The following is a 13,745-nucleotide window of genomic DNA, read 5'->3' as shown; positions in this document are numbered from 1 at the left end:
CTTTTTTAAAATTAAAACGATAAATCCGTTGAAACGCCTACAGTTGAAGTTTCTCTGTCATACGTTTGCAAATTGTTTTCGTACGTTGCATCTTTTAAGAACGGGGCCGCGTTGTAGTGGTAAAGTGAAAATCCAAGCGTGTCGTTAACTTCGTAAGAGATATTTTCTTGTAAGAAAAAGCCTGAGCGAACCACATCTTCGTAAGAGTAAGAAGATGTGAATTTAAACTTAACGCTTACAGAAACCGGATTAAAATTATATCCCGCTTTTACAGTTTGAACGATTTTATACTCAGTCGCCGGTTCGCCGTTGACTCGTGTCGTGTATTTATTTGTGTAGTAACCGTAAGCTACTGAGTAAGATAAGCTTAAATCAGGAACATTTAAATCTTTCGTATCTAGAGCCACAAGTACACCAAGGTTATTCACTAATTCAATTTCACGGTTTTCACGTGATTCTTTCGAAAGAGGAAGTTCAACTGAAGTGTACGGAGAAATTTTAATCGCTGATAACTTCCAGCCTTTGTACAGAAGTGATACCACTCCGTCAGCCCAATCAGATCCTTCGCTAGGTTGGTTTAAGTCATAGCCATAGAATAATTCAGCACGGATTGAAAAATCATAATATTCAAATTTGGGAGCGAAATATAAACCTAAACCACGTCCACGAATACCATCTGAATTTTCTTCGGCATTTTGTTCGTATGATAAACTCAAAGCGGCAGAAAGTTTGTAAGGAAGTTCTTCAGTTTCAACATCAGCGTACATTTTCGGAGGCGGCATGATTGTTTGCTGTTGTTGCTGTACACGTTTTGTTTTTTTAGTTTGTGTTTGTGGTTGTACAGAGCCTTGGGCAAAACTCATTTGCGCCATTAACATTATGCCAAGAATTGCAGCTAGAGATAAAATCAGATTCCGCTTCATGAGTTTGGAGCTCCTTAGTTAATTATAACTACGGAATCTGATTGCGAAAAAAGGACCTGTTTATAGCTATTTAACAGGTTTTGACACGGCAAAGGCGTCGATCTTTTAGTCAGCGACTGATTTAGGGCTTACTTTCTCATTATAAGCCCCTAAATTTTTTGATTAGCGAAGTAGGGCGTTGATGTCTGCACCAGAGCGTACGCGGTTATTATTTGCGTTTGAGCAATCATCATTTTGTGAATTGCCGTCGATGTAAATATCTGGATCGTAAGTTAAAACTAAGCGGTACTGTGGAGGGAATTCGCCTTCAGCCGGTGATGAAGAATCCCAATTGCGGTCGTAAGTAAATGTAAAAGCTTGGCCAACAGCTAAGTTAACAAAGTCTCTGCGGGCAATAAGAGTTCTGTCTGAATATAACAGAGCAGTTTGTTGTCCAGTTCGAGAAACAAAAGGGAGGTGGCCGATGTTTTTAACTGTTGCAGTGACTCTTACTCGTCCGCGAAATTGCGAAGTGCGACTAAGTATCGAAAAATCTATTCGTGAAGCTGCCGGATCTATTCCGCAACTGTAAATCGGCGGCTTAACTATCGGGCGAACCGGGCGATCTATTCGTGAAAAATCATCGGCGTTGGCCAATTGTGCAGCAGCAAGAAGTGCAGTAAGAGAAGTCAGAAGTAAGTGCTTAAATTTCATGAGATTGCCTTTCGTGGTTTTGTGAAGATGATTTCAATATCATCATCATGAATCGTTTCTGTTTTGAAATTATTGCATGATCGATACCAAATCTTCAGGTGACAAAACGGCCCCCAAGAAATTGTTAAAAATTCTTTGCGTAACGATAATATTTTTTTGAAATTATTTTTTGTGTTCTTGAGCTTTGTATTCTTTCAAAGCGGTGTTCATCGATTTCAAGCGTGCAGAAAATGATTCAAGCATTGATGAAGCCCACAGTGGAAGATCGTTTAACATAATGTTGTAGCCTTCTTCAGAAATTTTCATCAACTTACAATCTGTATCAGCTTGGGCAGAAGCGGTACGGGCCCCTTTGTCGATGAGTGCAAATTCACCGAAAGTTTCGCCGGGGTTAAGTTTGGCTAATTCAACTTTTTGGCCTTGTTTATTTTTCGAGAAAATTTTTACGGTGCCTGATTCAATAATGTAGAAGTGGGCTTCGATATCGCCCTCGAAAAAAATAAAATCACCGGCTTTAAAAGATTCTTTTGTGATTGAGCTCATGCTGCACCTCTTCTATGTGTATCTTCTTTGTTGTATGTTATCTTTTGATCCACATTCTGTTTAGTAAGTGTTGTGCCTTCTAGCCGTTGGTCAAGTTGGCACAGACCCTTTTGTTCTTCGCTTTAACTGTAAAAAAAGGGTAGCATATTCACTATGGTGTTGTTCAAGATTCTCTTCCCTGTTGCATTAGCTATGTCTTCTAAACCAAACCCACATTTTCTTGAGGGTAAAAGTAGTTCTTCGCCGAAAACAGTTTCGGCGATCAAGACAGATATTTCAGCTACGCACTTGAATAAAACTCAGATTGATACGATGGAAGATAAATCGTACCAAGAATTCTTAAAAGAGAATAAAGCGTTAGTTGAATCTTTCTCTGAATTTACGAAAAAAAATCAGAACGTAAATAATGCCATTGATAGCATTAAAAAATGGACTCCGTCGCAACCGATTTTAAATAATTACAAAGATTATTTTTTATCAACGTGGTCGGGTAATTACGAAGATGTGTACAAGCACTACTTGGCTCTAAAAAAAGAGAAAAAATTTATTCGTATTCGTTTAGAGTTAATCGTTTTCTTAATTAATTCTCCGGTAGACCAATTAAAATTTGCCAATGCGGTGGGTTTTATTAAAACAGAATCACGTTCGTTACTTCGCCAATTGCGCGGCTCTTCTGAAGGTGAAGTTTTTGAAGAAGAATACTTAAAATGGCTTCAAAGAAATAAATACTTTGATGAAATCTGTCACACTGAGCGTGACCGTTGGATTGCAGAACCTGGAATTGATTTCGTAGAATTGACAACGGCAACAGAAAGATGCCCTGTTACATTAGATGATTTTTTAACTCGTATGCGCCGTTTGTTATTTGCAGCTAAAGAATACCAAGCCCTACGTGAAATCGAACTGTTTTCGGGTTACGCGAAATTGCAAGATTGGGAGCGCACATATATTCGTGCTGTTTATGATTCAAACCAAGGTGACCCGGTTACGGCTTTTAAAAATTTAGCGAAATATGAAAAAGAGCTTTTCGAAACTGATTACAAAGACAATTACTTTTTCATCGCCCAGCGTGCCGGTGAATTAGAAAAAGCGGAACAAATCATCGCTAAAATTTTAACAAAAACAAAAGGCAAAGAATACGAAGAGATGCGTTTTCAGCAGGCCTTCTTGTTGTATCAAGTTAAAAAGTACACTCAAGCCCACGCGATTTTTGATGAGCTTTACAAAAATCATCCGTACATGAAAAAGAAAAAGCGTCGTAATCGCCCAACACGTGATTTTGACCAGATTGCTTGGCTTCGCGCATGGACATTATATCTTGATGGCCAATACCAAAAAGCTTTAGACGCTTTTGAATCCACAACAAGTTACGCGGTTGACGAAGCCCGTTTAGCGTATTGGATGGCTGATACAAAACTAAAACTGGGTGATGAAAGCTCAGCGATTGCCGGTTTTAAAAAACTATCAACACCAGTATTAGATCAAAAGGCGTTTTCTTACTACAACTTACTTGCGTGGTTACGTTATGAAAATGTGAAAAAAGGATTCCGTGATAACGGGGTTTTAAAAAGTATCGCGCTTGTCGCTAAGATGAACAAAGGGCCTTTTCCGGTAGCTTCTGAAACACAAAGCTATTCACAAATTATGGAATCGTACAGTTTCTTAGATCAATCAGGTTATGAAACTGATGAAGGTTCCGTACAAATTGTGAACTCTGAAAATGAAGTGATTCAAAATACGGATTCAACCGGTATCGAAGTTGAAACAGAAAAAGATTTAGCGACACAAATTAACTGGGCTAAATTTTTAATTTTACAAAACGAACCAGATTTAGCGCGTTGGCATTTATACGAAATCGAAAAGAAAATTAACTCGCGTAAAAAAGCTGAGCAAATGGCGCAGTTCTATTTAACGCAGCAATTTTACTACCGCGCTTTATCGTTAATGAACCGCTTTTCATCAACTGAGAAAACAGCTTTACAAGTTAAAGCTGATCCAGTGATGTGGGCATCGCTTTATCCAGAGGCGTATAAAGATAAAGTGTTTCAATACGCAGAAAAAAGAAAAATTGATCCGTATTTAATCTTATCAATTATGCGTGCAGAAACTCAGTACAAGTCAGATGCGATTTCACCAGTGGGCGCGGTTGGCTTAATGCAGTTTATGCCGTACTCAGCACAAAAAGTGGCTGATATCATGGATCAAAAAATTCAAACCGATCAATTATTCACACCAGAAAAATCGATTGAGTTTGGGGCTGCGTACTTAAAAAAATTATCTCTAGAGATGGATAACCAAAAACCGCTAGTCGCAGCCGCGTACAACGGTGGCCCGCACAGAGTAAAATCATGGATTAAAAATCTAGGGCAGTTAGAGTTTGATAAATTTATTGAACATATTCCGTTTGCTGAAACTAGAACTTACGTAAAACGTGTACTTACGTACCGTGCGACTTACGATAAGCTTTATAACAAAGCGATCGAACACGAGAAGTATTCGTACCTGTTAAATCCTATTCCAATGAAGTTAGATGGCCCTATTTCGTTAAAAGAAGAATGGGAACCATTTAGATCTGAATTTCGTCGCTCCCAGAATTAATTGACGCCAGGTTTGTGCTCGGGGTTTCAGTCCACATTGTTGTCTGAAGTACAGAGCGCGATAAAAGTATGAAAAATAAAAAAAGAGCACTGTAAAAAACAGTGCTCTTTTTTATTAGTTATTAAGTAAAATATAACCGTAGCGAAAAAGGCCTGGCACCGATTAAACGTTAAATTTGAAGAATAAAATGTCGCCGTCTTTCACAAGGTACTCTTTACCTTCAGAACGGTATTTACCAGCTTCTTTAACAGCTGCTTCAGATTTTAAAGTGAATAAATCTTCGCAGTGGTAAGCTTCAGCACGGATAAAACCTTTTTCAAAGTCAGTGTGAATCACACCAGCCGCTTGTGGAGCTTTGAAACCTTTTTTGATTGTCCAAGCACGCACTTCTTGTTCACCGGCAGTGAAGTAAGTCGCTAAGCCTAATAAAGCATAAGCTTCACGGATTAAACGATTTAAACCTGGCTCTGTAGCGCCTAATGAATCTAAGAAATCTTTGCGCTCTTCTGGAGGTAACTGAGAAATTTCAGCTTCCATCGCAGAGCAGATCATAATTGTTTTATTGTTTTCTTCAGCCGCACGTTTTTCAACAGAGCGAACCCATTCATTTCCACCAGCAGCGAAATCTGTATCAGACACGTTACAAGCGTAAAGAACTGGTTTTGAAGTTAATAAATGCATGTCTAAAGCGTAAGGCGCTTCAAGATCGTTTAATGTGACTGAACGAGCCGGTTTACCTTGGCCTAAAGCTGCATGAATTCTTTGAGTTACATCAAGTTCCATTTTTACTTTTGGATCAGATGAAGACTTAGCCACTTTTTCGATACGTTTTAATTTTTTCTCAGCCGTATCGTAGTCGGCTAACATTAATTCAGTGTTGATAACATCAACGTCACGTAAAGGATCAACTGAACCAGATACGTGAATAACATTTGGGTCATCAAAACAACGAACAACGTGCACGATAGCATCAGTTTGTTTGATGTGACCTAAGAATTGATTTCCTAAGCCTTCACCTTGTGAAGCACCTTTTACGATACCGGCGATATCAACGAATTCCATTGTTGTCGGAACTACACGTTGTGGTTTTACAAATGAAGTAATTTGATCAAGACGTGGATCTGGAACTGTTACGATACCTACGTTTGGATCAATTGTACAAAACGGGTAGTTAGCAGCCTCTGCTTTGGCAGAAGTTAATGCGTTGAAAAGTGTTGATTTACCTACGTTTGGTAATCCTACGATACCGACTTGTAAAGCCATTGTGACTCCTTCGAAGAGGCTACAACTTAACAGGTCCGTTGAACTTTGTTGAGGCTTTATTTATGCCTTCAAGAATAAAACTTTCGATAGCGTCAGACGCGGTTTCTAAAACCTTATCTAGGTTTGATTGCTCGTCTTTTGAGAAGTTGCCAAGAACGTAATCCGCTAGCGCGAAATCAGGGTGAGACGGGCGCCCCACGCCTAAACGAAGGCGGGCATATTCTTGTGAACCAATAAGTTGTGTAATGCTTTTAACGCCGTTTTGGCCGCCAGCGCTGCGGTTAAACTGCATTTTGATCGTGCCGAAGGGGAAATCGACTTCGTCATGTACCACTAAAAGATTGGCGCGGTCGATTTTGTAAAAATTCATAATAGACTGAACCGATTCACCTGATAAATTCATATAGGTTTGAGGTTTTACTAAAATGACTTCTTGGCCTTCGATTTTGAATTTTTTAGTTAAGGCTTTGTGTTCTTCGCGCCAGTCAGCGCCACCTAAAGATTTTAACCAATAGTCAGCGGCCATGAACCCGATATTATGACGGGTCATTGCATATTTCGATCCGGGATTACCAAGGCATGCGATTAAAAACATAGGATTACCTTAACTGAAAATTAGAATTCTAGAAATAAAAAAAAGGCGACTTGGTAGTCGCCTTTTTCTGATTCTTTACAGAATCGAAATTTAAATCTTAAAAGATTAAAACTATTTTTTCGCTGCTGGTTTAGCTGCTGCTGGAGTAGCTGCCGCTTTAGCACCTGCTGCTGGAGCTACTGCGCCCGCTGCTGGAGCTGCTGCCGCTGCTGGAGTAGCTGCTGCTTCTTCTTCTTGTTCAACAACTGCTGCGATTGTAACTTCTGGACGAGAAATTAATTTAACACCTGCAGGCATTGTTAACTCAGAAGCGTGTAATGATTCGCCAACGCCTAAGTTAGTTACGTCTAAAGTTAAGAATTCAGGGATTGCTGTTGGTAAACACTCAACCTCTACTGAACGCATAACGATATTTAATAAACCACCTTCAGAAAGACCGATCGCTTTACCTTCGATTTTGATCTCTACAGATACGCGAACTGCTTTGTTTAAGTCTAAAGCGAAGAAATCTACGTGCTCAGGTTTACGAGAAAGTGGATTTACTTGTACTGATTTGATTAAGGCAACTTTGCCGTTTAATTTTGAATCAGAAGATTTTAAGTTTAATAAAGCATTCTCGTAAGCACGAGTGTTGTATTTTAAGATGTCGTTTACGTGTACAGAAACGTTTTGGTTTTCGATAGCTCCGTAGATGATACCTGGAACCATTTTGTTAACGCGTAAACCACGAGAGTTAGCACGGCCTGTTTCACGAACTTCTACGTTTAATTCAATTCTTTGTTTTGACATTGTTTTTTCCTTTTTACCACTTACTCATTCGGCGTAATTGCCGTACTCATCGGTGGGATTGTTTGTGTCTTATGACACTTAATTTTTTAATCAAATAGCGAACTTACTGAATCATGATCATGAATTCTTCTGATCGCTTCGCCTAAAACTCCGGCCACTGAAATGACCTGAATTTTACCGCATTTTTTCGCTGCTTCAGATAAAGGGATTGTGTCGGTCACAAACACTTTAGTAATCGGACTTTCTATTAAACGGCTGATCGCCGGGCCAGAAAATACCGCATGAGTTGCAAGAGCGAACACCTGTTTTGCCCCATTCTTAAGTAGGCTGTCAACAGCTTGTGTTAACGTTCCGGCCGTATCGATCATATCATCCACGATGACGGCAGTTTTACCAGTCACATCACCGATCAAGTGCATGGCTTTAGCCTCGCCTGGAGCGGTTCTGCGCTTATCGATAATCGCTAAAGACGAATTAATGCGTTTTGAGAAGGCGCGAGCGCGTTCAACGCCCCCAGCGTCTGGAGAAACGGTCACATATTCATCGCCTTCACCATGGGCTTCTTTAAAAGCACGGGCTAGGGTCGGAACCCCGAATAAGTGGTCAAACGGGCAGTTAAAAAAGCCTTGAATTTGAGCAGCATGAAGGTCAACCGAAACTACGCGGTTAGCACCCGCTGTGGTGATAAGGTCGGCCATACATTTTGCTGTGATTGGAGCTCTTGGTGCAACTTTACGATCTTGGCGGGCATAACCGTAGTACGGAATAACCGCGGTGATAGAAGCTGCCGAGGCACGCTTAAGAGCATCAAGGATAATAAATAATTCCATGTAACTTTGATTCACTGGCGGACAGGTACTTTGAATCACGTACACATCTTTTCCGCGCACTGATTCGTGAATCTCAACTTGAATTTCGCCGTCGTTAAAGCTTGTCACTTTACTTTCGCCAAGCGGAATTCCCAGGATATCGCAGACTTGTTTTGCGAGCTCCCTGTTTGTGTTACCTGCGAACACTTTAAAATTTTTTGCATCAGTCATCATTTCATCCCCCTATGACGAGTTGCAGTTATTGTTGTGGTAAGACTGAATTCAATTTTTCTAAGAATTGGTTCAGTGCTTGAGCTCTGTGTGAGTGTTGGATCTTATAACCGGGACCCAATTCAGCCAGAGTTTTAGTTTCATTATCAGGAACAAATACGGGATCGTAACCAAAGCCCATTTGGCCAACGGCTTTAGGGCCGATTGTGCCTTTCATGGTACCTTCGAAAATCCACTCTTGATTGTCTGGAGTAATCACCACAGTCACGCATTTAAATTGCGCCGTACGTGGAGAGACATTTCTAATTTGCATCATCTTTAAAAGTTTTGCGACGTTTTCAGAATCCGCCGCTTTTGGGCCTGCGTATCTGGCTGAGTGAACACCAGGAAGATTATTTAAACCCACAACTTCAAGGCCAGCATCTTCACCTAATACCCAAGCATTTGGTTTTACGGCTTTTAAAGTTTTCGCTTTAATGCGGGCGTTATCTAAAAAAGTTTGGCCATCTTCAGGACGGGCTGTGAAACCTTTGATTTCGCCTTGATGAAAAATTTGAATATCAGGTACAGCTCGTAAAGCCATTCTGTATTCTTCAAGTTTACCTTTATTGCCTGTGGCGATCCAAAGTTCCATGTGTCATTTATCCTTGAGGTAATGCGAAATATTCGCCGACGATTTTTTGTTGGTACTGAAATAATTCTTTGCAGCCGTGTTCAGCGATCGTCATCATTTCAAATAATTGTTGGCGTGAGAAAGTGCCTTCTTCGGCTGTACCTTGAACTTCAACGAAATCATTTTTGTTCGTCATGACAAAGTTCATATCGGTTCCGATTTCAGAATCTTCATCGTAATTTAAATCTAAGATTGGAATTAACGTGCTGTTCGTGTCTTCGAATAAACCAACAGAGATTGCAGCTACGTAGTGCTTAAGTGGGTTAGCTTTGATTTCGCCAAGCGCTTGTAATTTTTTGCAAGCTAATGCGAGAGCGACAAAACCACCAGTAACAGCTGCTGTGCGAGTACCACCATCAGCGTTGATCACATCGCAGTCGATGATGATTTGTTTTTCGCCTAATAATTTTAAATCCACACATGAACGTAACGAACGGCCCACTAATCTTGAAATTTCTTGAGTGCGTCCGCCACTTGCTGTTTTTTCACGTTTCATACGTGTGTGTGTTGAGCGTGGTAACATGCCGTATTCAGCCGTCACCCATCCAGAACCTGTTCCGACTAACCATTGTGGCGCTTTCGCTTCGTAAGTGGCTGTGCAAAGAACACGAGTGTTGCCGAATTCAACTAAAGCAGAACCTTCTGCGTAATCAGACACGCTAGGTGTGATCTTGATATGGCGAAGTTGGTTGTGAAGACGTTTATCGGCGCGAACGAATGATTGTGATGGATTTGTCATGGCAATATAACACTAAATTACAGAGTGAAAGTCACTCGTAAAAAGTAGGTTTTCTACTGTGCCAAAACCTGCAAATTTTTGAAGTCGTAAATGGTTTTGGCGATGGTTTCAGCAATCTCTTGCTGACGCTCATCGGTAAGTAGGAGTTTGGCTTCGCTTAAGTTAGAAATATAGCCAATTTCAATCAGAGCTGAAGGCATCGAAGTCTTTTCGATCACGAAAAACGGGGCGCGCTTAATCACGGTCTTTTCGTCAACGCGCCAAGCTTTAATTTGGTTTTGTAAAAGCTGGTTGAATTTTAGACTTTGTCTAATCTGGCCAAAGCTTGTGAGATCGCCAATAATTTTTTTAACGGCAGTGCTGGCTTCAATCGCAGGCAATTTGGGCGCATAGATGCCTTTTTTAAAATAGAACTCCATACCAGTCACGTAACTGGCTTGCGAACTGTTGGCGTGAAGGCTGATAAAAAGATCGGCCTTTTTCTGTTCGGCTAAGCGCACACGATTTTCTAACGATAAACTCTTATCTGTTTCGCGGGTAAGAATGACTTCGATGTTTTGTGAAAATTCACCCTGAATCAGTGACTGCATCTTTTGCGCGACTTTAAGGGTGATATCTGATTCTTTAAAAATACCGCGCACAGCTCCGGCATCAACGCCACCATGGCCTGGGTCGATCACTAACACAAAGGGCTTTGCGGGAAGCTGAGCCAAGGCTGTCAGAAATGAAAAAATCAAAATTAGACTTAAGAGAGTCTGTCGCATTTTTTAATTTAAGCATTAATTTATGAGGAAGAGAAAAAAAAAGACGGCCAGGTAAGGGGGGGGTGCCTAGCCGCCATGGGGGGTACTTCTATCTAGAGCAAGAGATTGACCAAGCTTATAAGCAATGTATGCGTTTTGAGCTGTCAATGGGCTGGACAGTGACGCGAAAGGGTTGTCAGTGTTTGTTCCACTCCCGTGGCAAAACGGGAAAAGGGGTGAAATGAGCGCCTAGCTAATCATGTCGCAAAGCTGGTTTACCAATTGCTAATTTTGATACGTATGCAATTAGTCGCAAAAGATACATTTACTGATATTAAAAATCGTTTAATGTCGGCGGTTTCAAACGCCAGTAAGCACGATATTTTCGTGATGTCGTCTTCGCTCGCGTACACAACAGCGCTGGCTCTTGCGCCTTTTATGTTAATCATTTTATCTTTCGCTTCACTACTGTCTCCGGATTTACAGCAAAATATTTATGAAGGATTAACAACGGCGGTCGGAGAAAAAATCGCCTCAACGATACTAGCGATGATTGAAAGTGCTGATAAAAATCCGAAGCTTTCAGGTATTTCAGGAATCATCGGGGTTGCAGTCTTAGCGATTTCCGCCTCTGCGATATTCACCCAGTTAAAAATTGCTTTAGATAAAATTAATGAACACGCTTTACACCACGAAGAAGGTGGCGTGTGGAATTTTGTAAAGAGTAAACTGTTCTCGGTCGGTTTAGTTTTTGGTTTTGCTTTTTTATCTGTGGCTTCATTAATTTTCACAATGGTTATCGCGATTTTTTATCCAGAAGGCATGGGTTTTTTGTGGGGCTTGGTTTCTTTTACGGTCAACTTTGCGGCCTTTACTTTGGTGTTTGCGATGATTTACCGGTTTGTTCCCACTGATCGGGCCACCTTTAAAAGTTGTTGGATTTCAGGGGCCATTAGTACGGTGTTTTATTTAGTGGGTAAACAATTGATCGGGTTATATCTGGGGCGTGCAGGACTTGAGTCTTCATACGGAGCGGCGGGATCGCTCATTGTTTTATTGGTTTGGGTTTATTACACCGCTTTAACCTTACTTTTCAGTTATGAATTTACCCGCGATGTCATCTTGAAGAAAGATCTTACCATTGAAGAAACATAATGTTTGTTTTGTCATCTGGACTTTCGTTCAATAAATCAACTGGAAGTATTCAATTTTCTTAAGGAAAGCTACTATTAAAGACAGAAAAATTTTGAGTTTTTAAGGGGTAGTTATGTTCTCAGTACAAAAATTAGTTTTAGTAATTGCATTAACGTTCATGTTTCAAAATGTTCACGCAGCAGATGCTACTGATGCGCAAATTCAAGCTGAAGAGGCGATCGGTGATGCCGCTGAAGCCAAAGTCAATGCAGCAGAGGCAAAAAAACGCGCTGAAGAAGAAAAGAAAAAACACGAACAAGCATTAAGTGAAGCTAAAAAAGCTTTAGAAAAAGCTCGTGGTGCTGAAGCTGAATCTAAAAAAGCTCAAGCGCAGTATGAAAAAGAGTTAGCGCAAATGAAATTCGAAATGGCTGAAGCTGAAAAACAGCAAGCCCAATCAGCAAAACAACAAGCTGACTTGGAAGCTAAAACAAAAGCTTTCGGCGAAAAAATCGAAGCTTTAAAAAAGCAAGCCGCTGACACTAGAGAAAAAACAAAACAAGCGCAAACAGCCGCTAAAGACGCTGAAACTCAGTGGAAAAACACTGAAAAAGAAACAGCTAAAGCGCAAGAAGATTTAGCTAAAGCGATCAAAGAAACTGCTGAACAACAAAACGAACAACGCACGTTACAGCAAAATTTAGTAAAAGCTCAGGCGCAAACTCAAAAAGCCCAAGCTGAATTAAAAATGAACGAAGCTAAATTAGCTCAAGAGAAATCTAAAGCTGATGCTGAGAAAAAGAAAAACGAAGCTGAGTTAGCAAAACACAAAACGCTAATCGATGCTTCAACAGCAAACGTTAAAAAATTAGAAGAAGATGCTAAAAAATCTGATGCTGAAGCTAAGGAAATTCAAAAGAATTTAGAGGCTGAAAAAGCAAAATTTGCAGAAGTTCGTAAACAAGAAGAAAAATTAAAAGAACAGGCGTTAAAAACACGCGCAGAACTTGAAAAAACAAAATCTTCTTTCGCAAAAGAGACAGCTCAGTTTAACAACGAGTCTAACCAGCTTAAAAAATCTCAAGCGTCGTTAGAAGCTGAAGTGAAAAAAGCAGAAGCTGATATCGCGCAAATGAAAAAAGACTCTGAAAAATACAAAACAGAGCGCGAAGCTTTAGCTGCTGCGGTTGAAAAGTACAAATCACAAGCTGAAGAATTAAAAGTTAAAGCTGAAACTGAAAAAGCAAATGCTGAAGCCGAAAAAATGAAGCTCGAAGCTGAAAATATCAAAGCTAATACGGCTGGGTATGATCCTTCTAAAGCTCCAGCACCAGCTAAGAAAAAGAAAAAATAATTATACGACATCACGGGAGTACACCTATGTGGGCTTTACATAACTCTTTAAAAGGTTGGACATTATATTCATTAACTGAGCGCGAAGTTCAGTTGTTGATTAACACATTGTCTTCAAATGAAATTAAGTTAGTTAAAGTCTGCAAAAAAAGCGGTAAAGAGTGGCATAGAATATCAAGAGAAGACTTTCCTGAACTTTATGCCCCTGTAGGTAAGTTTGAAGAAGGCTATCCCGCTTTAAATAGCGAAGCTCCTGCTGAAAGTACTGATACTGACTATTTCGTCGTTAAAACAAAAAAAGTAATACACCCAAGATTGCACGATCGCATTGAAAAACAATTCAATGCCACGGTGTTAGGGCAAACAAATAACTTCGATACAACGACAATCGACTTATCTGAAGGTGGTATTCACTTTAATGATATTATTCCTGACTGGGTTTCTGGTTATTTCATCGTACGCATTGCAGATGGCGGGCAAATTTACCAAGTCATGTGTTCTTTAGTTGAAGATCAAAAAGAAAAAAAACGTGTGCAAGTTATGTCTGAGGAATCTGATCCTCAGTTTTTGAAATATCGTAATTGGTTAGATAGTCTTCGCGGTTAGTTCTTTCATTCGCGGAAAAAATAAATAAAATACTCTTAAAGCCTCAGACAGCG

General features: G+C 40.1%; 14 protein-coding genes. 4 read left to right on the top strand and 10 right to left on the bottom strand.

The window, feature by feature from the left end; all coding sequences use genetic code 11:
* Positions 1 to 11: 11 nt before the first annotated feature.
* The 3 genes from ACKWCF_RS11775 to ACKWCF_RS11765 all read right to left on the bottom strand — a co-directional run bounded on the left by ACKWCF_RS11775 (position 12) and on the right by ACKWCF_RS11765 (position 2,159).
* Positions 12 to 923: a hypothetical protein gene (locus ACKWCF_RS11775; protein ID WP_409477789.1), complete on the bottom strand. Its 912-nt coding sequence runs from the start codon at positions 921 to 923 to the stop codon at positions 12 to 14.
* A 162-nt stretch (positions 924 to 1,085) separates the two neighbouring features.
* The gene (locus ACKWCF_RS11770) at positions 1,086 to 1,616 is read right to left on the bottom strand and encodes a hypothetical protein (protein WP_409477788.1); all 531 of its coding nucleotides are present in this window, start codon (positions 1,614 to 1,616) and stop codon (positions 1,086 to 1,088) included.
* Between the two features lie 162 nt (positions 1,617 to 1,778).
* Entirely contained in the window at positions 1,779 to 2,159 is a 381-nt protein-coding gene (locus ACKWCF_RS11765; protein WP_409477787.1) for a cyclic nucleotide-binding domain-containing protein, read from the bottom strand.
* Between the two features lie 192 nt (positions 2,160 to 2,351).
* Here ACKWCF_RS11765 and ACKWCF_RS11760 point away from each other — a divergent pair, with 192 nt between their 5' ends.
* The gene (locus tag ACKWCF_RS11760) at positions 2,352 to 4,757 is read left to right on the top strand and encodes a transglycosylase SLT domain-containing protein (RefSeq protein ID WP_409477786.1); all 2,406 of its coding nucleotides are present in this window, start codon (positions 2,352 to 2,354) and stop codon (positions 4,755 to 4,757) included.
* Positions 4,758 to 4,919: 162 nt separating this feature from the next.
* On the opposite strand, the gene ychF is transcribed toward ACKWCF_RS11760, so the two are convergent.
* The 7 genes from ychF to ACKWCF_RS11725 form a co-directional block, all read right to left on the bottom strand.
* The gene (gene ychF / locus ACKWCF_RS11755; RefSeq protein ID WP_409477785.1) at positions 4,920 to 6,020 is read right to left on the bottom strand and encodes a redox-regulated ATPase YchF; all 1,101 of its coding nucleotides are present in this window, start codon (positions 6,018 to 6,020) and stop codon (positions 4,920 to 4,922) included.
* Positions 6,021 to 6,039: 19 nt separating this feature from the next.
* Complete coding sequence (gene pth, locus ACKWCF_RS11750; RefSeq protein ID WP_409477784.1) at positions 6,040 to 6,615, bottom strand: aminoacyl-tRNA hydrolase; 576 nt, start codon at positions 6,613 to 6,615, stop codon at positions 6,040 to 6,042.
* 111 nt (positions 6,616 to 6,726) lie between these two features.
* Positions 6,727 to 7,404 carry a 50S ribosomal protein L25 gene (locus tag ACKWCF_RS11745; RefSeq protein WP_409477783.1) on the bottom strand — a complete coding sequence of 226 codons (678 nt, stop codon included), beginning with the start codon at positions 7,402 to 7,404 and terminating at the stop codon, positions 6,727 to 6,729.
* 86 nt (positions 7,405 to 7,490) lie between these two features.
* Positions 7,491 to 8,444, bottom strand: coding sequence for a ribose-phosphate pyrophosphokinase (locus ACKWCF_RS11740; protein WP_409480259.1), 954 nt, complete (start codon positions 8,442 to 8,444; stop codon positions 7,491 to 7,493).
* Between the two features lie 28 nt (positions 8,445 to 8,472).
* A complete protein-coding gene (gene rdgB, locus ACKWCF_RS11735) occupies positions 8,473 to 9,078 on the bottom strand; it encodes an RdgB/HAM1 family non-canonical purine NTP pyrophosphatase (protein WP_409477782.1) in 606 nt (201 codons plus the stop codon).
* Positions 9,079 to 9,085: 7 nt separating this feature from the next.
* Entirely contained in the window at positions 9,086 to 9,856 is a 771-nt protein-coding gene (rph, locus tag ACKWCF_RS11730; RefSeq protein ID WP_409477781.1) for a ribonuclease PH, read from the bottom strand.
* A 53-nt stretch (positions 9,857 to 9,909) separates the two neighbouring features.
* Positions 9,910 to 10,620 carry an N-acetylmuramoyl-L-alanine amidase gene (locus ACKWCF_RS11725; RefSeq protein ID WP_409477780.1) on the bottom strand — a complete coding sequence of 237 codons (711 nt, stop codon included), beginning with the start codon at positions 10,618 to 10,620 and terminating at the stop codon, positions 9,910 to 9,912.
* A gap of 279 nt (positions 10,621 to 10,899) precedes the next feature.
* Here ACKWCF_RS11725 and ACKWCF_RS11720 point away from each other — a divergent pair, with 279 nt between their 5' ends.
* The 3 genes from ACKWCF_RS11720 (at position 10,900) to ACKWCF_RS11710 (ending at position 13,692) form a co-directional block, all read left to right on the top strand.
* Positions 10,900 to 11,754 carry a YihY/virulence factor BrkB family protein gene (locus tag ACKWCF_RS11720; RefSeq protein WP_409477779.1) on the top strand — a complete coding sequence of 285 codons (855 nt, stop codon included), beginning with the start codon at positions 10,900 to 10,902 and terminating at the stop codon, positions 11,752 to 11,754.
* Between the two features lie 112 nt (positions 11,755 to 11,866).
* Positions 11,867 to 13,087: a hypothetical protein gene (locus tag ACKWCF_RS11715; RefSeq protein WP_409477778.1), complete on the top strand. Its 1,221-nt coding sequence runs from the start codon at positions 11,867 to 11,869 to the stop codon at positions 13,085 to 13,087.
* 26 nt (positions 13,088 to 13,113) lie between these two features.
* Entirely contained in the window at positions 13,114 to 13,692 is a 579-nt protein-coding gene (locus tag ACKWCF_RS11710) for a hypothetical protein (RefSeq protein WP_409477777.1), read from the top strand.
* Positions 13,693 to 13,745 lie beyond the last annotated feature (53 nt).

The organism is Pseudobdellovibrio sp. HCB154 (genome assembly GCF_046267985.1).
Classification (GTDB): Bacteria; Bdellovibrionota; Bdellovibrionia; order Bdellovibrionales; family Bdellovibrionaceae; genus Pseudobdellovibrio.
This window is presented reverse-complemented; position numbering and strand designations above follow the sequence as displayed.

What these genes read in the sequence shown, in the direction of transcription:
- pth (WP_409477784.1), bottom strand. Translation starts at nt 6,615, where the DNA reads ATGTTTTTAATCGCATGCCTTGGTAATCCCGGATCGAAATATGCAATG.
- ACKWCF_RS11775 (WP_409477789.1), bottom strand. Translation starts at nt 923, where the DNA reads ATGAAGCGGAATCTGATTTTATCTCTAGCTGCAATTCTTGGCATAATG.
- ACKWCF_RS11710 (WP_409477777.1), top strand. Translation starts at nt 13,114, where the DNA reads ATGTGGGCTTTACATAACTCTTTAAAAGGTTGGACATTATATTCATTA.
- ACKWCF_RS11715 (WP_409477778.1), top strand. Translation starts at nt 11,867, where the DNA reads ATGTTCTCAGTACAAAAATTAGTTTTAGTAATTGCATTAACGTTCATG.
- rph (WP_409477781.1), bottom strand. Translation starts at nt 9,856, where the DNA reads ATGACAAATCCATCACAATCATTCGTTCGCGCCGATAAACGTCTTCAC.
- ACKWCF_RS11720 (WP_409477779.1), top strand. Translation starts at nt 10,900, where the DNA reads ATGCAATTAGTCGCAAAAGATACATTTACTGATATTAAAAATCGTTTA.
- ACKWCF_RS11745 (WP_409477783.1), bottom strand. Translation starts at nt 7,404, where the DNA reads ATGTCAAAACAAAGAATTGAATTAAACGTAGAAGTTCGTGAAACAGGC.
- ACKWCF_RS11760 (WP_409477786.1), top strand. Translation starts at nt 2,352, where the DNA reads ATGTCTTCTAAACCAAACCCACATTTTCTTGAGGGTAAAAGTAGTTCT.
- ACKWCF_RS11725 (WP_409477780.1), bottom strand. Translation starts at nt 10,620, where the DNA reads ATGCGACAGACTCTCTTAAGTCTAATTTTGATTTTTTCATTTCTGACA.
- ACKWCF_RS11740 (WP_409480259.1), bottom strand. Translation starts at nt 8,444, where the DNA reads ATGACTGATGCAAAAAATTTTAAAGTGTTCGCAGGTAACACAAACAGG.
- rdgB (WP_409477782.1), bottom strand. Translation starts at nt 9,078, where the DNA reads ATGGAACTTTGGATCGCCACAGGCAATAAAGGTAAACTTGAAGAATAC.
- ACKWCF_RS11770 (WP_409477788.1), bottom strand. Translation starts at nt 1,616, where the DNA reads ATGAAATTTAAGCACTTACTTCTGACTTCTCTTACTGCACTTCTTGCT.
- ACKWCF_RS11765 (WP_409477787.1), bottom strand. Translation starts at nt 2,159, where the DNA reads ATGAGCTCAATCACAAAAGAATCTTTTAAAGCCGGTGATTTTATTTTT.
- ychF (WP_409477785.1), bottom strand. Translation starts at nt 6,020, where the DNA reads ATGGCTTTACAAGTCGGTATCGTAGGATTACCAAACGTAGGTAAATCA.